The sequence below is a fragment of the Corynebacterium uberis genome, from assembly GCF_020616335.1.
In the GTDB taxonomy this organism is placed as follows: domain Bacteria; phylum Actinomycetota; class Actinomycetes; order Mycobacteriales; family Mycobacteriaceae; genus Corynebacterium; species Corynebacterium uberis.
In genome coordinates, this window is record NZ_CP085051.1 from 2,437,392 (window position 1) to 2,461,019 (window position 23,628).

At 63.5% G+C, this 23,628-nt stretch carries 16 protein-coding genes and 3 rRNA genes; 2 read left to right on the forward strand and 17 right to left on the reverse strand.

The genetic code is table 11. The annotated features are described in order from the left end of the window. Window positions 1–119 precede the first annotated feature (119 nt). The 5 genes from rrf to LH390_RS11105 all read right to left on the reverse strand — a co-directional run bounded on the left by rrf (window position 120) and on the right by LH390_RS11105 (window position 6,040). Window positions 120–238: ribosomal RNA gene (rrf, locus tag LH390_RS11085) — 5S ribosomal RNA — on the reverse strand. Between the two features lie 97 nt (window positions 239–335). Next, a 23S ribosomal RNA gene (locus LH390_RS11090) occupies window positions 336–3,435 on the reverse strand. Window positions 3,436–3,441: 6 nt separating this feature from the next. Next, the gene (locus LH390_RS11095) at window positions 3,442–3,675 is read right to left on the reverse strand and encodes a hypothetical protein (protein ID WP_227288208.1); all 234 of its coding nucleotides are present in this window, start codon (window positions 3,673–3,675) and stop codon (window positions 3,442–3,444) included. 10 nt (window positions 3,676–3,685) lie between these two features. Continuing rightward, window positions 3,686–5,214 (reverse strand): 16S ribosomal RNA (locus LH390_RS11100). The 16S, 23S and 5S rRNA genes sit together here, the layout of an rRNA operon. Before the next feature lie 451 nt (window positions 5,215–5,665). Then, window positions 5,666–6,040 carry a GntR family transcriptional regulator gene (locus LH390_RS11105; RefSeq protein WP_227281267.1) on the reverse strand — a complete coding sequence of 125 codons (375 nt, stop codon included), beginning with the start codon at window positions 6,038–6,040 and terminating at the stop codon, window positions 5,666–5,668. A 270-nt stretch (window positions 6,041–6,310) separates the two neighbouring features. On the opposite strand from LH390_RS11105, the gene LH390_RS11110 reads away from it, so the two are divergent. Continuing rightward, window positions 6,311–7,807, forward strand: a complete 1,497-nt coding sequence (locus LH390_RS11110; protein ID WP_227281266.1) for an NYN domain-containing protein — start codon at window positions 6,311–6,313, stop codon at window positions 7,805–7,807. A gap of 52 nt (window positions 7,808–7,859) precedes the next feature. Here LH390_RS11110 and LH390_RS11115 read toward each other — a convergent pair whose 3' ends face one another. After that, window positions 7,860–8,735 carry a PspA/IM30 family protein gene (locus LH390_RS11115; protein WP_227281265.1) on the reverse strand — a complete coding sequence of 292 codons (876 nt, stop codon included), beginning with the start codon at window positions 8,733–8,735 and terminating at the stop codon, window positions 7,860–7,862. A 178-nt stretch (window positions 8,736–8,913) separates the two neighbouring features. Further along, on the reverse strand, window positions 8,914–9,306 hold the full coding sequence (gene trxA, locus LH390_RS11120; protein WP_227281264.1) for a thioredoxin: 393 nt from the start codon (window positions 9,304–9,306) through the stop codon (window positions 8,914–8,916). A gap of 367 nt (window positions 9,307–9,673) precedes the next feature. Between trxA and LH390_RS11125 the strand changes: the two genes are divergently transcribed. Continuing rightward, entirely contained in the window at window positions 9,674–11,938 is a 2,265-nt protein-coding gene (locus tag LH390_RS11125; RefSeq protein WP_227282686.1) for a heavy metal translocating P-type ATPase, read from the forward strand. Here LH390_RS11125 and LH390_RS11130 read toward each other — a convergent pair. From LH390_RS11130 to LH390_RS11175, 10 genes are all read right to left on the reverse strand, one after another. After that, window positions 11,925–12,767 (reverse strand): PadR family transcriptional regulator, encoded by an 843-nt coding sequence (locus LH390_RS11130; protein WP_227288230.1) that lies wholly within the window; start codon window positions 12,765–12,767, stop codon window positions 11,925–11,927. The two genes, LH390_RS11125 and LH390_RS11130, sit on opposite strands and share 14 nt — an antisense overlap. 186 nt (window positions 12,768–12,953) lie before the next feature. After that, entirely contained in the window at window positions 12,954–14,396 is a 1,443-nt protein-coding gene (gene dnaB / locus LH390_RS11135; RefSeq protein ID WP_227281262.1) for a replicative DNA helicase, read from the reverse strand. Between the two features lie 123 nt (window positions 14,397–14,519). Continuing rightward, complete coding sequence (locus LH390_RS11140; protein ID WP_227281261.1) at window positions 14,520–16,385, reverse strand: glycoside hydrolase family 15 protein; 1,866 nt, start codon at window positions 16,383–16,385, stop codon at window positions 14,520–14,522. A gap of 798 nt (window positions 16,386–17,183) precedes the next feature. Next, window positions 17,184–17,636, reverse strand: coding sequence for a 50S ribosomal protein L9 (gene rplI, locus LH390_RS11145; protein WP_227281260.1), 453 nt, complete (start codon window positions 17,634–17,636; stop codon window positions 17,184–17,186). A 71-nt stretch (window positions 17,637–17,707) separates the two neighbouring features. Next, complete coding sequence (locus LH390_RS11150; RefSeq protein ID WP_227281259.1) at window positions 17,708–18,316, reverse strand: single-stranded DNA-binding protein; 609 nt, start codon at window positions 18,314–18,316, stop codon at window positions 17,708–17,710. 182 nt (window positions 18,317–18,498) lie between these two features. Then, a complete protein-coding gene (rpsF, locus tag LH390_RS11155) occupies window positions 18,499–18,795 on the reverse strand; it encodes a 30S ribosomal protein S6 (RefSeq protein WP_227281258.1) in 297 nt (98 codons plus the stop codon). 122 nt (window positions 18,796–18,917) lie between these two features. After that, window positions 18,918–19,109, reverse strand: a complete 192-nt coding sequence (locus tag LH390_RS11160; RefSeq protein WP_227281257.1) for a hypothetical protein — start codon at window positions 19,107–19,109, stop codon at window positions 18,918–18,920. Further along, window positions 19,106–20,617: a glycosyltransferase family 87 protein gene (locus LH390_RS11165; RefSeq protein WP_227282685.1), complete on the reverse strand. Its 1,512-nt coding sequence runs from the start codon at window positions 20,615–20,617 to the stop codon at window positions 19,106–19,108. The genes LH390_RS11160 and LH390_RS11165 overlap by 4 nt, the downstream gene beginning before the upstream one ends. Window positions 20,618–20,761: 144 nt before the next feature. Then, window positions 20,762–23,023, reverse strand: coding sequence for a transglycosylase domain-containing protein (locus LH390_RS11170; RefSeq protein WP_399524984.1), 2,262 nt, complete (start codon window positions 23,021–23,023; stop codon window positions 20,762–20,764). Window positions 23,024–23,190: 167 nt separating this feature from the next. Then, a complete protein-coding gene (locus LH390_RS11175) occupies window positions 23,191–23,562 on the reverse strand; it encodes a DUF5318 family protein (RefSeq protein WP_227281256.1) in 372 nt (123 codons plus the stop codon). Window positions 23,563–23,628 lie beyond the last annotated feature (66 nt).

Below are 23,628 nucleotides of genomic sequence, written 5' to 3' on the forward strand. Positions count from 1 at the left end.
TCGAATATAAGTGTAGCAGCGGTGTGAAGTTTCTGGGTATGCGAAAGTGGTCTGTGTGTAACACCAGGGCACAACACCCCGGCCTACACACAGACCACAAACACAAACATTAAGTTAAAGGCCGGCAGCAACCTACTCTCCCACACCCTCCCGAGTGCAGTACCATCAGCGTGAAACGGGCTTAGCTTCCGGGTTCGAAAAGGGACCGGGCGTGACCCCGCCACCATCAACCACCGACACAACCAAAAAACAACCAACCAGCACAAGCCAACAAGCCATGCCAGACACTGCACAGTGGACGCAAACACCCATAATACTCTTGCACAACAACAACGATTGTTGTGTTACTCGGCGAATTAGTACCAGTCACCTCCACCACTTACATGGCTTCCAGATCTAGCCTATCAACCCCGTCATCTACAGGACACCTCAAACGAAACCTCATCTCAAAACAGGCTTCCCGCTTAGATGCTTTCAGCGGTTATCCCTCCCGTACGTAGCCAACCAGCCCTACCCTTGGCAGAATAACTGGCACACCAGAGGTACGTCCGTCCCGGTCCTCTCGTACTAGGGACAGCCTTTCTCAAGTTTCAACGCGCGCGGCGGATAGAGACCGAACTGTCTCACGACGTTCTAAACCCAGCTCGCGTGCCGCTTTAATGGGCGAACAGCCCAACCCTTGGGACCTACTCCAGCCCCAGGATGCGACGAGCCGACATCGAGGTGCCAAACCATCCCGTCGATATGGACTCTTGGGGAAGATCAGCCTGTTATCCCCGGGGTACCTTTTATCCGTTGAGCGACACCACATCCACAAGTAGGTGCCGGATCACTAGTCCCGACTTTCGTCCCTGCTCGAGCCGTCACTCTCACAGTCAAGCTCCCTTATACACTTACACTCAACACTTGATTGCCAACCAAGCTGAGGGAACCTTTGGGCGCCTCCGTTACCATTTAGGAGGCAACCGCCCCAGTTAAACTACCCACCAGGCACTGTCCCCAACCCAGATCATGGGCCAAGGTTAAGATGCCCGATCCGACCAGAGTGGTATTTCACTTGCCGACTCCACACCAACTAGCGTCAATGCTTCAAAGTCTCCCACCTATACTACACAAATCGAACCAAACACCAATACCAAGCTATAGTGAAGGTCCCGGGGTCTTTTCGTCCTGCCGCGCGTAACGAGCATCTTTACTCGTACTGCAATTTCACCGGGCCTGTGGTTGAGACAGCAGGGAAGTCGTTACGCCATTCGTGCAGGTCGGAACTTACCCGACAAGGAATTTCGCTACCTTAGGATGGTTATAGTTACCACCGCCGTTTACTGGGGCTTAAATTCTCCGCTTCGACCCACAAGGGATCTAACAGGTCCTCTTAACCTTCCAGCACCGGGCAGGCGTCAGTCCGTATACATCAACTTCAACGTTTTCGCACGGACCTGTGTTTTTAATAAACAGTCGCTTCCCTCTATCCTCTGCGCCCACACACAGCACAACCACCGCACAGGATGATGCACCACACATGGGCCCCCTTCTCCCGAAGTTACGGGGGCAATTTGCCGAATTCCTTAACCACAGTTCACCCGAACGCCTTAGTATACTCTACTCGACTACCTGTGTCGGTTTAGGGTACGGGCCGTACATGCACTCGCTAGAGGCTTTTCTCGACAGCACAGGATCACTGACATCACCTAAAAAAGGCTACGCATCACGCCTCAGGTTTAACATGGCACGGATTTACCTACACCACACCCTACACGCTTACACCACAATCCAATAAGTGGCCCAGCTACCCTACTGCGTCACCCCATCACTTGGCTACTACCAGATCAGGCCCTGCGCACCACCACCAACAACACACACCCAAAAAGGGCATGCGACAAAGCCAGTGACAGCAGGCAGTTAGTATCCCTGATTCACCATGGACGCACACACACGGGTACGGGAATATCAACCCGTTAACCATCGACTACGCCTGTCGGCCTCGCCTTAGGCCCCGACTCACCCTGGGAAGACGAACTTGACCCAGGAACCCTTAGTCATACGGCGGGTAAGATTCTCACTTACCACTCGTTACTCATGCCTGCATTCTCACTCGCACACACTCCACACCACGCTCACACGGACGCTTCAACACATGCACGACGCTCCCCTACCCAACAAGCCAAAAGACTTGCTGCCGCGGCTTCGGCGGTGTACTTCAGCCCCACTACATTGTCGGCGCAGAACCACTCGACCAGTGAGCTATTACGCACTCTTTCAAGGATGGCTGCTTCTAAGCCAACCTCCTGGCTGTCTTCGCGATCCCACATCCTTTTCCACTTAGTACACCCTTAGGGGCCTTAGCCGGCGATCTGGGCTGTTTCCCTCTCGACCAATGGAGCTTATCCCCCACAGTCTCACTGCCATGCACCACTTAACCGGCATTCGGAGTTTGGCTGATGTTGCTAAGATGATAGTCCCGCTCAACCAACCAGTAGCTCTACCTCCGGCAAGCTAACACAACGCTGCACCTAAATGCATTTCGGGGAGAACCAGCTATCACGGAGTTTGATTAGCCTTTCACCCCTACCCACAACTCATCCCCTCAGTTTTCAACCTAAGTGGGTTCGCGCCTCCACGACGTCTTACCATCGCTTCACACTGGCCATGGGTAGATCACCCCGCTTCGGGTCCAGAACATGCCACTAAAAACACCCAATTAGGATTCGCTTTCGCTACGACTACCCCACACGGGTTAACCTCGCGACATGCCGCTGACTCGCAGGCTCATTCTTCAAAAGGCACGCCATCACCCCACAGTCAAGGCTCTGACGGATTGTCAACACACGGTTTCAGGTACTATTTCACTCCCCTCCCGGGGTACTTTTCACCATTCCCTCACGGTACTCAATCCGCTATCGGTCACACTGAGTATTCAGGCTTACCGGGTGGTCCCGGCAGATTCACAGCAGATTCCACGAGCCCGCTGCTACTCGGGTAAACACATTAGCGCCACACATGATGATTCACGTACAGGACTCTCACCTACTCCGGCAGGCCATTCCAAACCACTTCCGCTTCACCACGCACAAAAACGCCGACAGGCTGACAGACCCATCACACATGCACCCACAACCCCACACACGCAAACCCTGCCAAGTATCACACGCATGCAGTTTAGCCATTCGTCCGCGTTCGTTCGCCACTACTAACGGAATCACTATTGTTTTCTTCTCCTACGGGTACTGAGATGTTTCACTTCCCCGCGTAACCCCCACAACCACTATGAATTCATGGAAGGGTGACCACCAACAACGATGGCCGGGTTTCCCCATTCGGACATCCTCGGATCAACGCTTAGTTGCCAACTCCCCGAGGCTTAACGCAGACTCACACGTCCTTCATCGGCTCAGTATGCCAAGGCATCCACCGTGTGCCTTAAAAAACACAACAAACAATTTACACAAGAATAAAGATGCTCGCGTCCACTATACAGTTCTCACACAACCCATCAACCTGCAACCAACCACCACGAAAACACGGCAGCCAGCCTACTGGCCGATCAACGACACCACACACAACAAGCATGCCATGCCAGACACCCAACAACGCACCAACATACAACACGATTTTGCCATCACCATCCCACAGACGTGGCATGCGATCCACCCAGAAAACAAAATAAATAAACAAAACTCCTTAGAAAGGAGGTGATCCAGCCGCACCTTCCGGTACGGCTACCTTGTTACGACTTCGTCCCAATCGCCGATCCCACCTTCGACCACTCCCCCCAGAAAACTGGTTGGGCCATGGGCTTCGGGTGTTACCAACTTTCATGACGTGACGGGCGGTGTGTACAAGGCCCGGGAACGTATTCACCGCAGCGTTGCTGATCTGCGATTACTAGCGACTCCGACTTCATGGGGTCGAGTTGCAGACCCCAATCCGAACTAAGGCCGGCTTTAAAAGGATTAGCTCCACCTCACGGTCTCGCAACCTACTGTACCGACCATTGTAGCATGTGTGAAGCCCTGGGCATAAGGGGCATGATGATTTGACGTCATCCCCACCTTCCTCCGAGTTAACCCCGGCAGTCTCTCATGAGTCCCCACCACAACGTGCTGGCAACATAAGACAAGGGTTGCGCTCGTTGCGGGACTTAACCCAACATCTCACGACACGAGCTGACGACAACCATGCACCACCTGTACACCGACCACAAAGGGAAGACACATCTCTGCGCCGATCCAGTGCATGTCAAACCCAGGTAAGGTTCTTCGCGTTGCATCGAATTAATCCACATGCTCCGCCGCTTGTGCGGGCCCCCGTCAATTCCTTTGAGTTTTAGCCTTGCGGCCGTACTCCCCAGGCGGGGCGCTTAATGCGTTAGCTACGGCACGAAAGTCGTGGAAGACCCTCACACCTAGCGCCCACCGTTTACGGCATGGACTACCAGGGTATCTAATCCTGTTCGCTACCCATGCTTTCGCTCCTCAGCGTCAGTAACTGCCCAGTAACCTGCCTTCGCCATCGGTGTTCCTCCTGATATCTGCGCATTCCACCGCTACACCAGGAATTCCAGTTACCCCTACAGTACTCAAGTTATGCCCGTATCGCCTGCACGCCCGGAGTTAAGCCCCGGAATTTCACAGACGACGCGACAAACCACCTACGAGCTCTTTACGCCCAGTAAATCCGGACAACGCTCGCACCCTACGTATTACCGCGGCTGCTGGCACGTAGTTAGCCGGTGCTTCTTCTCACGGTACCGTCACAAAAAGCTTCGTCCCATGCGAAAGGAGTTTACAACCCGAAGGCCGTCATCCCCCACGCGGCGTCGCTGCATCAGGCTTGCGCCCATTGTGCAATATTCCCCACTGCTGCCTCCCGTAGGAGTCTGGGCCGTATCTCAGTCCCAATGTGGCCGTCCACCCTCTCAGGCCGGCTACCCGTCGCCGCCTTGGTAGGCCATTACCCCACCAACAAGCTGATAGGCCGCGAGCTCATCCCTGACCGCAAAAGCTTTCCACCACCGACACTAAACGATGGTCCTATCCGGTATTAGACCCAGTTTCCCAGGCTTATCCCAAAGTCAAGGGCAGATCACCCACGTGTTACTCACCCGTTCGCCACTCGAGTACCCCCTGCAAGCAGGAGGCCTTTCCGTTCGACTTGCATGTGTTAAGCACGCCGCCAGCGTTCGTCCTGAGCCAGGATCAAACTCTCCACAAAAGGCTCGTGAAAAGCCAAAACCTAGCAAAAAAGAAAAACTGACAAGAAAAATAATCAAAACAACAATCATCACTGCCAGCCAACAACAACCACCACAACCAAATTGTGGCACTTATTTAACGTGGCCGTTACACCACGCTGGCACACACCAACCAACCCCACCCATACAAAGCAGAGCCAGCTGAAACAATGACAACAAAATCAAAAAAGTACATTGGTACGCTATTGAGTTCTCACACAACACACCCACAACCCTCCACACACCAGCACAACCGGAATGCAAAGACAAGGAGTAATGATGGCCAGCGTCTTGTTTTCCTATCGCCACACTCACCAACTACTGGCGGGGGCGCTGTCGGTCGCGCTGACTCGAACTAATCTACACACACCCCACCAACAACACAACCCCCCAGCTCACACCACATTTTCCCACCACCACACCCCGCCGCAATCACGAGTACAAACCGCGACTCTCGGCGACTCGCTCCACCAGGTCGTGCAGGCGGCTGCGGTCAATATCCAGGCGCGCTGCCTCGTCAATGAGCGGGGCGACGTAGGCCGCGGCGAAGTCCGCACGGCGCCGGGCCAGGATCATCTCGCGCGCCTCCGGGGTGACAAACATGCCCACCCCACGGCGTTTGGCCACCACCCCGGCATCGACAAGCAAGGCCAACCCGCGGCGCGCCGTGGCGGGGTTGATCTCATGGAAGGCGGCAAGCTCAGTGGTTGACGGCGCCTGCTGGCCGGGCTTGAGGGCACCTTCCACGATCGAGTCCTCCACCAGGGTGGCTATCTGCCGGTAGAGCGGGGCGGCTGATTCATCCATGCGGTTCTTCCTGTCCGGGGTGTGTGGACGGCCCACACTAGGCTCGCTGCTTAGTTACTCATGTAACTAACCGCCTGGCCCAAAGTCAACGCTGCTGGGCGTTCTCTGGGCGTGGCCACCCGACACAATGCGCGCGGGGGTGCGCCGGGGGCGTCGATAAGCAAGGCGCTGACCTGCACGTTCGCGCCAACATCGACGCGAGCGTAGTGGATGATGCATCCTGGACTAGCAACGCACTCAACGCGTATTAGACGAACGGAATTAGTAGCCATGCTTGAACGAACATTGGTATTTGTAGACACCTCCTACTTGCTAGCGAGCTTTTATAACAGCTGGGAGACCGGCGCACGCGCCCAATTAGAGATCGACCTGCCCGAAGTGGTCTCGGTCCTTGGATCGATGATCGAAAACCAGCTTGACCAGCCGATTCACCGACAGCTCTGGTACGACGGGATCCCCGATTCCGGCCCCCACCGCTACCAACGCGCGCTACGCACCTGCGACGGCGTCCAACTGCGCGCAGGCCAGCTCATCGAATGGGGCGAGCGGCGCACACAAAAGGCCGTGGACACCCGACTCGTGGCGGACATGGTCATCTCCGCCTGCCAACACCAGTGCTCCGACATGGTGCTCGTCTCCGGCGACGCGGACATGATCCCCGGCGTGGACGAAGCAACCAAGGCCGGGGCGCGCGTCCATCTCTACGGCTTCGGCTGGGACTCCATGTCCTCCGCGCTACGCCACGCCTGTGACACCACCACCATCCTCGACCCGCGCGAAGACTTCGCCGACTCCATGCAGCTAGAAATCCTCGAAGGGCCGCTGCCGCCCATCATTCGCAACAAACCCCTCGGCGATACCGAGCCGCCGGAGGAACCCGGCCGCGCGCTCATCCCCGAAAACGCCACCTACGGCTACAGCAAGACCGGCACGCATGGCGGCCATGGCAATCACGCTGGCCCCGGCCAGGGGGGCAACCCCCACGCCGACCAGCGCGCCACCGAGGACGCACAGTCAACACAGACTCACGACGCCCCCGAGACCGCGGCCTCCACCGAGGCGCCCACCGCAGCCGACACCGCGAGCGCAGCCCCCGCAACACCCGGCACGTCCGACGCCCCAGCCGCCTCCGAACCCGAGGCGCTACGCACCCCCACCGCCGACGACGCCGAAAGCCCAGCCCCCTCCGCCTCCAGCGCGCCGGCGACCAGCGCCCAGGACTCCCGCGCCCAGGCGCAACAGGAAGCCACCCGCACCGAGCACCTTGACCAGGCCGGCGCCGGGTCGCGCAAGCCAGAAACCGCCCGCAGCATCGGCGATTCCCCCGCCGACGCCGACGACTTCGAGGACATCGAAGACCTGGCCACCGCGCCGACGCACCGCACCAAGACTGGCCACAAGGCCTCCGGCCGGGGCAACCGCCCCGCCCCCAAGCCGTCCATGATGGCCCCGAAGCGACGCCTGCGCTCCCGCTACGTGCCGCTGCCCAACGAGGTGTGGGCCTCAGCCGGCTACCAAACCCCCTATGACGTCGGGCAACAGTACGCCACCTGGTGGTACGAGAACGCCGCCACCACCGAACAGCGCGACCAGGCCCATCTGCTCTCCGGCGGCGGGCTACCCCCGGACGTGGACCGGCCGCTGCTGCAATTCGCCTGCGAGACCCTCCACGAGTACACGCTGTCTGAGACGCAGCGCGTCAACCTGCGCGACGGGTTCCACGCCGGAATCCGCGGGGTGCTCATCAACATCCGCAACCGCGACTAACCCCCCCCCGCTCCGGGAAAGGAGCAGGGGGCGGGGGGCAGCGGGCGGGCCCTTACTTTTCTGGCGTCTCCGCGTCCTGGGCGGCGTCGGAACGCGGGGCATCGGCCTGCGGGGCGTCGGTAATTACATCCGCCTCGGCCGGCTCCTCGGGGGCGGCGTCCTTCGGTGCCTCTACTGCGCGCGCCTGCCCGGAGGTGAGCTCACCACCGGCCTCGCCACGCATCTGGGCGCGGATCTCCTCCAACCGGGAGGCGGCCTTCAGGTCGCGGCCCGCCGTGGCGATCTCTGCCATGCGTGAGCCCACGGAGTTTTCCGTGAGCTCCTGGGCGCCGAGCGCCGTGGCATAGCGGCGCTCGATCTTCTCCCGCACGCCATCGAGGGTGGGCACGGAGTCATCGGCAACCGACAGGGAGTCCAGTGCCTGATTGGAGGCCTCCTGCATCTTGGTCTGGCTGACCTGGGAGCGCAGCTGGTCAATCTGGCCCAGCTGTTCCTTGAGCCGGGCCTCCGACTCCTGCTGCTTGCGCTGGGCTGCCTCGGCCGCCTGCTTGGCCTGCTGGTGCGCGGTGGTGGTGTCCGCGATCTCCTGGTCTACGGCCACCAGCTGGCTGGCAAGCACTTCCGCGGTGTTGGTGTACTGCGTGGATGTGGCCGCGTCTCCCTGCGCTGCCGCCTTGTCCGCAAGGGTGAGGGCCTGGCGGGCCTGGTCCTGGAGCTTGTCCTGCTCCTTGAGGAGGCGGTCGAGCTTCATCTCCAGCTGGTGGCCGTTGCCGATGATCTTGGCTGCCTGCTCGGTGATCTCCTGGTGCTGCTTCTTGGCGGCCTCGGTGGCCTGCTGGATTTGCACCAAGGGATCGGCGTTCTCATCGATCTTGGTGTCCAGGGAAGACATCAGGTACTTCCAGCCTTTGGAGAAGGGATTAGCCATGGCGAACGCTCGCTTCCTTAAAGATCGCGTGGGGGCGGGCAGGGGCTGCACCGCGCCTGTCTCACCGGCTACTCTACGGCCAATTGTGACGGTGCGCCGGGCACATGCACGCACGCCCCACCCCGGCGCGGCGCAGTGCCGGCGGGGTGGGGCGTGGAAGCAGGGAGGAACCGGTGGCTTATTCGCTGGCCTCGGCGGCGGCATCCGCATCCGCGTTGGCCTGGTCTACCTGGCGGCGGACCTCATCCATGTCCAGGTTCTTGACCTGGTTGATCAGGTCGTCGAGGGCGGCGGGCGGCAGTGCGCCGGCGTCGCGGAAGACCATGATGCCGTCGCGGAAGGCCATGAGCGTGGGGATCGCCTGGATTTCCAGGGCGGCAGAGACCGCCTGGTTGGCCTCGGTATCCAGCTTGGCAAAGGTGACGTCGGTGTGCTGTTCAGAGGCCTTGTCGTAGGTGGGGGCGAAGGCGCGGCAGGGGCCGCACCAGCTGGCCCAGGCGTCCACGAGGACGATGCCCTGTCCGCTCACGGTCTGCTCGAAGGTCTCATCCGTGACATCAATGGTGGCCATGTGGTGCTCCAATCGTGTTGCGTCGTGTGTCTTCGTCGGTCGTGCTACTAGCTATTGCTTTTGTATTCGTGACATGTGCCGCCCCAGGCTTTGTGGTGTCCGCTGGGGCGCGGCGGGCCCATAGCCCTTCCGCCAAGCACCAACCGTCCACGGTAGCGCGGTATTCCCGGCGGGGTCCCGCGCGGCGCACTCGCGGGGCATCGGGCCTTGTCAGATACCCCCTGGGGGTATAGACTGTGGCGTTATGAGCACCGCGCTAGACCACCCGCAGGACCCGCAGGCCGCGCCTCACAACGCGCGCACCGACGCACGCACCGACGCACGCACCGACGCGCAACCCCAGCACATCCAACTCGGGGTTACCGGCATGACCTGCACCTCCTGTTCGGCACGCGTGGAGCGCAAGCTCAACAAGCTCGACGGCGTCACCGCGACGGTCAACTTTGCCACCGAGACCGCAGACATCACCGTCGCCCCGAGCCCCGACGGGCCGGATGCGGGTGCGCTTATCGACGTCGTCCGTGCCACCGGCTACGACGCCTACGCACTGGCCGGGCCGTCCGAGCCTGCGGCCGCAGGGACCGCCACCACCGCAGCGGATGCGCCAAGCGCGGGGACGGGGGGCGTCGATAAGCAGCATGCGGACCCGCTGACCCAGCGGCTGATCGTGTGCGCGCTGCTGGCCGCCCCCGTGCTGGTGATCTCCATGATCCCCGCCCTCCAATTCAGGCACTGGCAGTGGCTGGTCTTCGCGCTGGCCTCGCCGGTGTTCTTCTGGGGCGGCTGGCCGTTCCACCGGGCGGCGGCGATCAACCTGCGCCACGGCGCGTTCACCATGGACACGCTCATTTCCCTGGGCACGACCGCCGCCTACGTGTGGTCCTGCGTCGCGCTGTTTTGGGGCAATGCCGGCGAGCCGGGGATGGTCATGCACATGTCCCTGTCCGCCCACGCCGCGGCCGGGATGGATGAGATTTACCTCGAATCCGTGGCCGTGGTGATCACGTTCCTGCTGCTTGGGCGGTGGTTTGAGCGGCGCGCCAAGTCCCGCTCCTCGGCCGCCCTGCGCGCCCTTTTGGACCTCGGCGCCAAGGAGGCCAGCGTCATCCGGGCTGATCGGGAGGTGCGGGTGCCCATCGGGCAGCTGGAGGTCGGAGACATCGCCGTGGTGCGCCCCGGGGAGAAGATCCCCTCCGACGGCACCGTCACCGACGGCCACTCGGCGATAGATGAATCGCTGCTCACCGGCGAATCCGTGCCCGTCGACGTCAGCCCCGGCGCCACCGTCACCGGCGCCACCCTCAACACCTCCGGGCGGCTGCTCGTGCGCATCGATCGCATCGGGGAGGCCACCACGCTCGCCCAGCTAGGCCGGCTAGTCACCGCCGCGCAGGCCGGCAAAGCGCCCGTCCAGCGGCTCGCCGACCGCATCTCCCAATACTTCGTCCCCGCAGTCATGCTCATCGCCGCCGCCACCCTCGGCGCCCACCTGTGGGCCGGATCCGCCACCGCCGACGCCTTCGCCGCCGCCGTCGCCGTGCTCATCATCGCCTGCCCCTGCGCCCTCGGCCTGGCCACCCCCACCGCGCTACTGGTGGGCACCGGCCGCGGCGCCCAGTTAGGCCTGGTCATCCGCGGGCCCGAAGTCCTCGAATCGACCCGGCGCGCCAACACGGTCGTCATGGACAAAACCGGCACCATCACCACCGGCGTCATGGAACTCACCGGCATCACCCCGCTTATCGACGCCCCCGCCCCCACCGACCTGCTCGCCCTCGCCGCCGCAGCCGAACAGGGCAGCGAACACCCCATCGGCCGGGCCATCGTCACCGCAGCCACCGACACCGCCACCGACGCCGGCGCCCCCCTGCTGGAAGCCACCGCCTTCAGCGCCACCGCCGGCCAGGGCGTTCGCGCCACCGTCGACGGCCACGACATCAGCGTCACCCGACCCCCCGCCGACTGGGACCACCCCGCCCTGCGCGCCGCCACCGACCGCGGCGAAACCGCCGTCCTGCTGCGTATCGACGCCGCCGACGCCGCCCTGCTGACCATCAGCGACACCGTCAAAGACACCTCTCGCGCCGGAGTCGACACCCTGCGCGCACTGGGGCTCGAACCCTACCTGCTCACCGGCGACAACCCCGGCGCAGCCCGCAGCGTCGCCGCACACGTAGGAATCGACCCCAGCCACGTCATCGCGCAAGCCACCCCCGAAAGCAAAGTCGCCCACATCACCGCCCTACAAGACCAAGGCAAACGCGTCGCCATGATCGGCGACGGAGTCAACGACGCCGCAGCCCTCGCCGCCGCCGACCTCGGCCTCGCCATGGGCGCCGGATCCGACGTGGCCATCGAGGCCAGCGACATCACCCTCATGCACAATGACCTGCGCTGCGCCGGCGACGCCATCGCCCTTTCCCGACGCACCCTGCGCACCATCCGCGGCAACCTGTTCTGGGCCTTCGCCTACAACGTGGCACTCATCCCCGTCGCCGCGGCCGGCCTGCTCAACCCCATGTTCGCCGGAATCGCCATGGCAGCATCCTCCGTCTTTGTGGTCAGCAACTCCCTGCGCCTGCGCACCTTCCGCGGCACCACAGGCACGGGCGCGGCCGCTACAGCTGCTTAAGGCGCTCCTGCGCCTCGCGCAGCACCGCGACGGCTTGCTCCAGCTGCGCCTCATCGAGAGCCTGCACCAGGTGGCCCAGCTTGCCCAGCTCCACGAAAGCCGCGCGCAGCTGCTCCGGAACCTGCGGGTCCTGCGCCGGGCCCTGTGCCGGACCTTGTGCCCACGGCGGGCCCGCCGGCCCTGCCGGCTGGTGTGCATCCTCCGGCTGCGCGTAGGCATCCAGGATCTGCGACCACTGCGCACTATTGTCCTCGGCGAGCTGGCGGCCCTCGTCGGTCAGCGTGGCCATCTTGCGCCCACCCTCAGCCGAGATGGTGATCATGCCCTCATCCTCCAGCATGCTCAACGTGGGGTAGACGGTCCCCGGGCTCGGGACCCAATTACCGCCCGTGCGCTCCTTGATCTGCGTAATCAACTGGTAGCCGTGCATCGGCTCCTGCGCCAGCAACGTGACAATCACCGCGCGCAAATCTCCGCGCCCGGCGCGCCCGCCACGCCCGCGGCCACGACGGCGAGAATGCGGATGCGGGTGCGGATGGCCATGTCGGCGGCCCTGGGGGTGGGCATGGGGACCCGGGTGGGGGCCCGCCTCGGGGCCGAAGCCCGGCGTGGGGGCGGACCCGAAACGCGGATCCCAACCCCAGCCGCCCTGGGCGGGGCTGTTGTCGGGTCCGGGGCCGTGACCGTGATTGTGATTGTGATTGTGGCCGGGATTGTGGCCGGGGCCGCCCCGGCGCATTCCGCGGCGGGCGTGGGGACCGGAGCCCCCCGGCCCGGAGCGGTGGAAGGGCCCGGAGAAGTCTGCGGGCCAATCGTTGAAGCTTTCCATGGTGGCATCACTTTCTGTTCTCGTGCGCGGCGGGCTGATCCCATCGCGCGTGATGCTACCAACGATATAGTAGCGATATATCGTTGCGCAAACTAGGGTGGGGAATAGTATTATTCCGCCAGGTAAACGCTTGTATCGCTATCTCTATCGCAGATGTATCGCTATCTCCTTCGGCGATGCAGGTAGCTACCCGCGCGCCATATCCACAAACCGGGAATATTTCAGCTGATGGGCCACCGTCACGGTATCGATGGGCCCGCCACGGTGCTTGGCCAAAATGATGTCCGCCTCACCGGCGCGCTCATTGTCCCGGTCCTGCGAATCCGGCCGATACAACAGCATGACCATGTCCGCATCCTGCTCCAGCGAACCCGACTCGCGCAGGTCCGCCAGCTGCGGGCGCTTATCCGTGCGCGCTTCCGGCCCACGGTTGAGCTGAGAGATCGCCACCAGCGGCACATCCAGCTCCTTGGCCAACAGCTTCAGCGAGCGGGAGAACTCAGAAACCTCCTGCTGGCGCGACTCCACCCGCTTGCCGGAGGTCATCAGCTGCAGGTAGTCCACCACGATGAGCTGCAAGTCATGCTTCTGCTTGAGGCGGCGGGCCTTGGCGCGAATGTCCATCATCGTCATGTTGGAGGAATCGTCAATGAACAGCGGCGCCTCAGAGATCTGGCCCACCCGGTTAGCCAGCTTTTCCCACTCCGCGTCATCCATCTTCCCGGAGCGCATGTCAGACAGCCTGATCTCTGTCTCTGCGGACAGCAGCCGCATGGTGATCTCCGTCTTGGACATTTCCAGAGAGAAGATCACCGAGGCCTTGTCATGCTTGATGGAGCAGGAACGCACAAAGTCCAGCGCCAGCGTGGACTTGCCCACGCCGGGGCGCGCCGCCACGATGATCATCTGCCCGCCGTGCAGGCCCTGCGTGAGGCTATCGAGGTCAATAAACCCCGTGGGCACGCCTTGAGCCAGGCCGCCGTGCGAAGAGATCATGTCTATCTCATCGAGGGTGGGCTGCAGGATATCGGCCAGGACCTCATAGTCTTCGGCGGACTTGTCCCGGTTGATGGCAAAGACTTCCTGCTGGGCCATGTCCACCACGGCATCTACTTCAGCGCCCTCAGCACCTTCATAGCCCAGCTGCACCACGCGCGTGCCGGCGTCGACAAGCCTGCGCAACGTCGCCTTTTCCTCCACGATTTCCGCGTAATAGCGGGCATTCGCGGCGGTAGGAACCGAGGCGATGAGCGTGTGCAGATACGGCGGGCCGCCCACCCGGTCCAGCTCGTTGCTGCGCTCCAGGCGCGCGGCGACGATGACCGGGTCGATCTCCTTGCTTTCCGCAAACAGATCGATGATGGCCCGGTAAATCAGCGTGTGGGCGGGGTGATAGAAGTCATCCGGGGTAAGAATCTCAATGATGTCCAGCACCGTCGTGGGGCTCAGCAGCATGGCGCCGAGTACGCCCTGCTCCGCCTCCCGATCGTGCGGAGGCTGACGGAAACCCGGGCTCGCCGCACCCCGGTTCGACCCCCGACCGGCGTACTCGCCCGGGTCCTCTGGGGCCTCCGGCGGCGGCACGTAGCCATCATCATCAAAACTGACCCCAGAGATGCCGGTACTCATCGTGCCTCCTGCGCCCCTTCCTCCAGCTCGCGCACGCAACCCACGCGCCCTTTAGATCCTAGCCCCCGCTCCCACCGCTGCTAGGCATCCTGCAGGCAGGCGGGGGTGGGGTGGGGACAACTCCTAGCTATCCACAGCCTGCGGCTTTTCGGAGGCCCGGGCGATCGCATCCGCCGCCCTGATGAGGGCAAGATGGGAAAACGCCTGCGGGTAATTGCCCGCCATCCGGCCGGTGGCCGGGTCATACTCCTCGGCCAGCAGGCCCAGATCCGAGGCGAAGCCACACAGGGCGTCGAAGGTGCGCTGCGCATCAGCCAGCCGCCCGGACGCCGCGTACTGCTCCGCCAGCCAAAAGGCGCACATGACAAACGGGTACTCGTCGCCCTCCAGGCCGTCGATGCCCTTCTGGGTGCGGTAGCGGTAAACCAACCCGTCCCCGGCAACCAGGTCGCGCTCGATGCGCGCCACCGTGCCCAGCATCGCCGGATCATCAGCGGCAACGAACCCCGTCTGGGGCAGCTGCAGCAGGGACGCATCTACCTCGGTGGACCCGTAGGTCTGGGTGAAACAGTTCAGCTCCCGGTTGAAGCCGCGCTCCCAGATCTCCGCGTGCAGGCGCTCCCGGTACTCCCGCCACACCTCCACGTCACCGCAGTAGCCGTGCTCCTCTACCGCGCGGATGCCCTCATTAAACGCCGCCCACATCATCACCCGACCGTGCGTGAAGTAGTGGCGCTCCCCGCGCATCTCCCAGATGCCATGATCGCGCTGCTCAACGTGCTCCATGCAGTAGGCCAGCAGCTGCTCCTGGAGGCCCCACGTGTAGGGCGTGTCCGCGTAGCCGGCATCGCGCAGCGCCGCCAGCGCGAGCATCACCTCGCCGACCACATCGGCCTGGTACTGCGCCGCGGCACCGTTGCCCACCCGCACCGGGCGGGAGCCCTCATAGCCGGCCAGGTGCGTCAACTCCCGCTCGGGAAGCTCTCGACGCCCATCCAGCCCGTACATGATCTGCAGTTTCGACGGGTCGCCCGCCACCGCCCGCAGCAGCCAGTTACGCCATCCGGTCGCCCCCTTGATCAGGCCATGGTCCACCATCACCTGCACCGTCAGGGAGGCATCACGCAACCAGGTGTAGCGGTAGTCCCAGTTGCGGGTGCCGCCGAAGTCCTCGGGTAACGACGCCGTCGGGGCCGCCACAATGCCGCCCGTCTCATTGTCCGTCAGCGCGCGCAGCACCAGCAGGGACCGCTCCACGAAGGGATGCTGATCGGGGCCGCCGACGTCGAGAAGCTCCACCCAATCACCCCAGAAGTCCTCCGCCTCCGCCAGGGCCTCATCGCAGTTGATGGGATCCGGGATCGACTCCCACGGCTTAAACCACGTCAGGGACCAATCCGCCCGCTCCCCGGCGTGCAGCGTGGTCGTGCCAGACAGCTGATCAAAGACGCCGCCGGAAGGATCCTCCTCCGGGTCCGCCAAAGAATCGTCATACTCCAGGCCCGGGCCGTAGAGCACGATCCCATCCGGGCCGCCCGTGCACACCAAGCCACTGTGCGCAGCGCCCTCACTCGGCTCCAGCGGGCGCAGCCACGGACGCACCTGCCCGTAGTGGAAGCGGATGCGCATCTCCTGGCGCACCTCAACAGTGCCGCTGAGGCATTCCACGCGGCGGATGAGATCCGCCTCCCCATTGTTGGGGGTCATGAAATCCAGCACCCGCGCTGTGCCTGTGGGGGTGGACCACTGGGTCTCCAGGATGAAGGTATTTCCCACGTAACGCCGGGCCGTTACTGTACCGCCGGGGCAGGATAGCTTCCAGCGGCCATCAGCCTTGTGGCCCAGAATCGCGGAAAACAGCGCCCCCGAGTCAAACCGCGGCAGGCACAGCCAGTCGATGGACCCGTGCCGGGAGACCAGGGCAGCGGTGTGTTGGTCGGACAGCAGCGCGTACTCTTCCAGCGGCGTGCTTGCAGGCTTAGCGGTCACACTTACTCCATGTGTTTGTTATTGCGATGGTGATTCGGGTTGCGGGGGCGCCGCGACTTCGGGCTGTACCGCGACAGGTCTGTCCCGGCCGCGGCGAAGCGACAGGCCGAGCGGCCCGCCGCGGGTGCCCCAGGGGAATAGGCCGTGCGGACCTGTCCCCAGGCCCTCTCCGGCCCCGTGCGCGGCGCGGTTATCCACAAGCCCTGTGGATAACGTGGTGGGTGTGTCCCCTTTCGGCCCATTACCGGGGCAAAAAGGTCCACCCCGGCTCCGGACGGGCGATTCGGGCGCCATGCTACCGGCGGCGCGGGGGTCCACACAAATCTATTATCCATGCAGGTCAGGGGCATACCGCGACCACAGCCAGTGGATCCACGTATGCGCTGTATGTTCCCAGGGCACTACCGGACCGCGCAACGCCATGACCGGCACAGACGGTGCGTAGTGCGGGCAGCAGCAGCCCTACCACTGGGCGGGCGGGGCGAACTTATCCCCAGTTATCCACAGTTATTCACAGTTGTCCACAGCCATCCCCAGCTGTCCACAGTGGCCTGGATAGCGGGGGTGCGAAGGCCGCTCAGTGGACGGCTGCTCAGTGGATGGCTGTCCGCGGACCGCTGCCTGCGCACGCGGCATCCGGACGCAACAACGGCCCCTGTCCCTCACGTAAGCTGCGCGGGCGCGGGGCGCCGACACGGCTCGGTAGGGCAGAGGCCGCTGTTGTGCTGTTGTCGTTGTGGCCGCTGGCGCCTTGTGCTTTAAGGCGCGCGGCCGCCGTCTGTGACGTAAAGCGGGGCTTTACGCGGAGACGACCTCAAAGTCCACATTCGCTGCAACGTCCTTGTGCAGCTGAACCTTGACGCGGTACTTGCCGGTCGACTTGACCAGGCCCTTGGGCAGCTCCACGGAGCGCTTGTCCACCTTGGGACCGCCAGCCTTGGCGATCGCGGCGACAATGTCATCGGCCTTCACGGAGCCGAAGAGCTTGCCCTTCTCAGAGGTGCGCATAGAGATGGTCACACCGGTGAGGGCGTCGAGCTGCTGGCGCACCTCGTGCGCGTGGTCCAGGTCGCGGATCTCGCGGGCCTGCTGGGCACGCTTGATGCCCTCGATCTGCTTCTCGGCGCCGCGGGTGGCCACGATGGCCAGGCCGCGGGGAAGCAGCAAGTTTCGTCCGTAGCCGTCTTTGACCTCCACGATGTCGCCTGCGACACCGAGGTTGTCAACGGCAGCGGTGAGGATCAGCTTCATGATCCCTGCCTTTCGTTGTCTTTGAAGAAGTTCTGCCTGGTGCGTGGTTCGCGCATGAGATGCGCGTGGGATCAGAAGGGGGGTTCGTCGTCGCCCGCGCCGAAACCGCCGGCCGGGGGAGCGGAGTTCCAGGGGTCATTGTCGGGCCCCTGGGATTGGCCGCCGCCGAAACCGCCGTGGTTATTGTGCTGGCTGGGGGCTTGGGACTGCCCGCCACCAAAGCCGCCTTGGTTCTGGTTGGGCTGGGACTGCCCGGATTGGCCGCCGCGGTTCCCCGATCCGCCACCGAAGCCGCCGCCCTGCCCGCCTTCGCGGGGGTTGCGGTTGACCTGGGCTGAGGCGTAGCGCAGTGAGGGCCCGAGGTCATCGACCTCGATCTCATAGACGGTACGGTTCTCGCCTTCACGGTTTTGGTAGGAGCGTTGGCGCAGCCGGCCGGTCACGATGATGCGCATGCCCTTGGTCAGGGATTCTGCGACATTCTCCGCGGCCTGCCGCCACACGTTGCAGGTCAAAAACAGCGCCTCGCCGTCCTCCCAGCGGTTTTCTTGAGAGTTAAACCGGCGGGGGGTTGAGGCGATACGGAAATTTGCTACCGCCGCACCCGAGGGGGTGTAGCGCAGCTCGGGGTCGTTGACGCAGTTGCCAACGACCGTGATTGTGGTGTCTCCCATTGCCATGGCTTGAAGGTGCTGCCTTTCTGCTCGCTGTGGTGGTCCGGGTTGGGGTGGCGGCATACTGCCGCCGGGTTGTGTCCCCCACACCGATCCCGTACTGGTTGGTCAGGTCCCCCCTGCTGGCCGGGGTGGCGTTGGTGCGCCGGGTCCGGGCCTAAAGGGTCTGTACCGCCCAGTATCCACGGTTACTTGTCGGTGCGCAGAACCTTGGTACGCAGAATGTTGTCGTTGAGGTTGAGAAGGCGGTCGACTTCCTTGACGGTGTCTGCCTCGCATTCGAGGTTCACCACCACGTAGACGCCCTCTTCCTTCTTTTCGATCGGGTAGGCCAGGTGGCGCTTGCCCCAGACATCTACCTTCTCGACGGTGCCCTTTTCCTTGCGGACCACGTCAAGGAACTTCTCCAGGGACGGGGCTGCGGTGCGCGCATCCTGGGACGGATCCAGGATGATCATGATTTCGTAGTGACGCACGGACCTCATCACCTCCTATGGTCTAGTAATTGAAATAGTGTCGGCCACGCCCCATCATGAGGCATGGCAGGAGGGTCGTTGCGTCAAGCAACTTTTCCAAGATACCCTATTGGGCCTGCTGAAACAATCCTTCAGGCCGGGGTGGAGGCGACGAACACCGCGACGATGAGCGGCACCACCGTGACACACACGAACGCGATCGCCCCGAGCACCGCGGTCAGCGCCACCGGCCAGCGCATCCGGAAGGAGACAAAAGCCCCGGTAAACGCCGCAAAGCCGAGGAAAACACTGGCGATCGTCCACCACACAGATGCCGTCATCATCGCGCCGGCTCCGCTTCCGCAACCTGCGCGTCCACCTGCGCGTCCGCCTGTGTCGTGGGTGCTTGTCGACGCCCCCGCAGCCGCCACCACCACGCAGAGTCCTGTTGTCCGAACAGCCCCGCCAGCGGATCCGCACCACCGTGCGCATCGTAGACCTTGTCCGGCACCCGGCCCAGGATCTGCGCCACCACGATGACCATGAGCGCGATGACCAGGCCGTCGCGAACGGTGACCACGCTGTCGAGCAACCACGCCGGGATCTTATCTTGCTTATCCGCGCCAATGAACATCATGGTCGCCGGGTAGACAAGCATCTCCGTGGCCATCCACACCAGCAGCAGACGCCACCGGGGCACGGCCAGCACGGCGGGGACCACCAGCCACAGGGAATACTGCGGGGACCACACCTTATTGAACAGCAGGAACGCGGCGAGGATGAGGAAGATGAGCTCGGCGACGCGGGGGCGTCGATAAGCCATAAGCCCCAAGACCCCCACCGCTATGCAGGACGCCGCGAAGAGGATGAAGGTCAAGGAATTGAGCGTCTCCACCCCAGGAATCACCCCAAAAGTGCGGTGAATGACCTGGTAGATGGAGTTCCAGGAGCCGGTGCGATCGCTGTTGAGGCGGAGGAACTCGCGCCACGCCTGCGGGTAGGCCACCGCGATGGGCACGTTGACCACGGCCCACGACGCCGCGGTGGTCAGGCACATGAGCAGGAAGCCGCGCCACTTGCGGCTGCGCACCGCCAGCACCGCATACGCCCCCAACGCAAACAGGGGGAACATCTTGAAAGCCGCGCCCAGGCCGAACCACATCCCGGCGCGCAGCGGGTGGCCCCGCTTGACCGCCAGCATGCCCAGCGCCAGCAGGAACACCGGCGGAATATCCCAGTTGGTAAAAGCGTGCACAATCACCACCGGGGAGGCCGCGATGAGGACCACATCCCACACCCGGTTGCCCGTCAGCTCCACCACGATGCGGATCGTGGCCAGCCACATCAACGACATCACCAGGGCGGTGAGCATGAAGTACCACACGCCGTCGGCGATCACCACGTGCGGCAGCGCATCAACCAGCGGGTACGTCACGCGGGAGATCCAGGCCACCGCGCCCTGAAACAGCCCAGCCAGGGCCGGGTACTCCATGTAGCGAGTCGCCCCATCACTGACCCACGAAAACGCGTACGGGTTTCCCCCCTGATCCAGGCCGCGGCCATGAAACAGCGGCGTGATGTCGTTGTAGCAGGCAGACATGTACTGCCGATTGCCAGACCAATTCAACACCGCGCCGCTCGACTTGGCGGTACTGACCAGGCAGTTCGCCTTGGCCAGGTAGCCGAAAGACAAAGTGGTCAACGCCGCCAACAGCAACACGCGCAGCGGAGTCCACCAGCGCTGGGAGCCCACCACCGCGAAACGGCCCAGCGGCCCACCAATGGCCTCGATGAAACCCCGAGCCACCGGCTCGGTGCGCGCGGGCGAGACCCGCAACTGCGGGTGGCCCATGGGTAGGGTGGGCGACGACACTGACGGGGCAGTAGAGCCGGACGACTCAGCCATGGGGCGGGACTCTCCTCTGGTGGGTGTAGTGCGCGCACCGGCGCGGTGCGCGAGCGGGCAGCGGCCGCCAGGCGGCCGGAGGTCTGGGGGCTAATTGACGATCATGACGTCCCCAGGGACCTCCACATCCGGAAGGATCTGCACCATCTCATTGCCGCCCGGATCCGCCGGCGCCGGAATCTCCGGTGCCGGGGCAGGAGCAGGCGCCGGGGCGGGCGCCGGCGCGCCCGGCTGCTCCGCGGGAGCCTGGTTAGCCGGCCGGCCGGTCTCCGCAGGCTTCGGCGCGTTGGGGTTCGCACCACCCACCGCGTTTTGCTCCGCCTCCTGGCGGGGAGCCGGCTGGGTGGCGGCCGGCGGCACATAACCCCCGCCATAGCTGCCGGTGCCCCAGGTCACGGGCCCAGCGGGGGAGAACTGCTCAAAGTCCTTGCCCTGCAAGGCGCCATCCAGGATGGCCTTCCAAATGTCAGAGGGCAGGCCCGAACCATACATCAGGCCGCCCCAGGCGTTAAGCAGGGGAGAGTTGTCATCCGAGCCGACCCACACCGCGGTGGCCAGCTGCGGGGTGGAGCCCACCATCCAGGCGTCCTTGTTGTAGCCGGTGTCGCCCAGCTGGGTGGTACCCGTCTTGGAGGCGGAGGGGCGGCCTCCGGCCAAGACGTGCCCGTTGGAGTAGGCGGCGATGGGCTGCATGGCGTCGATGACGTTATCGGCCACGGTGGCGTTGACGCGACGCTCGCCCTCATTGTCCTTGTGCTCATAGAGCACCTCGCCGTTGACATCCTCGATCTTCTGCACGAAGTGGGTCTGGTGCCACACGCCATGGTTAGTCAGCGTGGCCACGGCCACCGCCATGTCGAGGGGGCGGGACTGGTACTGGCCCAAGACGATGCCCTCGAAGGGCTGGGCGCCGTTTTCCGTCAGCGTTTCCGGAAGGCCCGGCAGCGACTTGGCGATGCCCAGGGCGTGGGCCATGTCCGCCGTGTCCTGGGTGGTGTTGGTCAGGTCCTGCTGCAAACGGATGAAGCTGGTGTTGTGGGAATACTTCAGCGCGTCGCGGATGGAACAGAAACCGCAATCAAAGCCAGCGACGTTGGTCACTGTGATCCCGCCAGGCAGGGTCACCGGCGCCGAGGAGTACCCGGTGGTCAGGGGGATGCCCTGCTGCAAGGCGGCGGCCAGGCCGAAAATCTTGAACGTCGATCCGGTCTGCAGGGCGGCGTTGGCGTAGTCCCAGCCGGCGGCGTCCTCACCGCCGTAGTAGGCGCGCACGGCGCCGCTGGCCGGCTCCACGGACACGGCCGCGGTACGCACGTTGTCGCGCTCGCCGGCGACGTTGTTGTGCACGGCGTTGACCGTGGCCTCCTGGGCCTGGTTATCGATGGTCGAGGTGATCTTCAACCCGCGGGTGGTCACGTCCGTCTCCGTGATGCCCAGGCTATCCAGCTCGGCCATGACCTGGTTCTTGATCATGCCGTTGGTGCCCGACGCCTCGGTGTAGGCGCTGTATGAGGAGGGGTCCACGGTCTCCGGGTAGACGGCGTGAGCACGCTCCTCAGGGCTGAGCTTGCCCGTATCCACCATGCCGTCGAGCACGTAATTCCAGCGCGCCTCCGACTCCGCCCGGTTAACCCAGGGATCCAGCTGGCTGGGCCGCTGGATCGCGGCGGCCAACACGGCGCCTTCCTCCGGAGTCAGGTCACGGGCGGGCTTGCCAAAGTAAGCATTAGCGGCCGATTCCACGCCGTAGGCGTTGCGGCCAAAGTAGACAGTGTTGAGGTAGGCGGCAAGGACGTCTTCCTTGGACCACTCATTAGCCATCTTGGTGGAGTAGACCAGCTCACGGACCTTGCGGTCGATGGAGTGCTCATTGCCCACCAGCACGTTCTTGACGTACTGCTGGGTGATGGTCGAACCGCCACCCGCAGAAGAGTTACCGGTCAGCTGGCCGATGACGGCCCGGCCAAAACCGGTGATGGAGAATCCGGGGTTGGTCCAGAACTCGCGGTCCTCGGCCGCGAGCACGGCGTTGGCCAGGGACTCCGGGATCTGGTCAAAGGGGACCTGCTGGCGGTTACCGTCCGGAGGGACGATGCGCGCCAACTCCGTGCTGGAATCCGAGGCATAAATAGTGGACACCTGCTTGGTGGCCAGCTGGTCCGGCTCGGGCACATCCGCCATAAGGTAGGCGACCATGAAGCCGAGAATCGGCCCGATGATAGCTAAGGCAAGCAGCGTGAGGAAGGTCCACAACACCGGGCGCTTGCGCCGCTTAGTGCGTGGGGCATCATCAGGCGTACCCGCCGAAACCGCCGTTGCGTCGTTCGGGTTGACTTCGTCGTTTGTAGACACCAACTGTCCCCATCATGTGATTGACCATCCTGCACTGTGGCTGCCCTCCGCGCGTGCCCGTTTGACAGGCACACCCGAACAGAGCCATTCAGGTGCAGATTACCTTGCTCTTGCGCCCCAGGTCTAACACGTGGCAGACCTTGGCGCAGGTTGTCCTACTACTGTGGCTATTCTGCGGCGGCGATGCTAGCCGTGGCGGAGCTGAGAAGGAAGTTCCATCGGCAGTCGGGGCAGACTTCTACTCGGTGCACGGTGAGGGGGCCGCGTGTGGCAACGATAGTCGCAATTTCTTCTTCCGTCCGTGCACTGCCGGAGCGTTTCCCCAGCGCATCGCCATGTATCCAGCGCATCCAACGCAGGCGTTGAGAACCACACACGGGGCAGGGCCGCGGGGCGGGGGAGCCGTGAAAATCGCTGGCGGCCACGAGGATAAACTCCGCGTCGCAGACCTCCTCGCGGGACACCTGTCCCGCCCGGTACCGGCGCAGGAGGTCCCTGCGGCGCAGTTCGTGGCTAACCTCCTGGCTGTAGACGATCATCCGACCGATGATAGCCCGACCAGCGGCCGCCTTCGCGCGGCCTAGGCACGAGCCAACCAACACCAC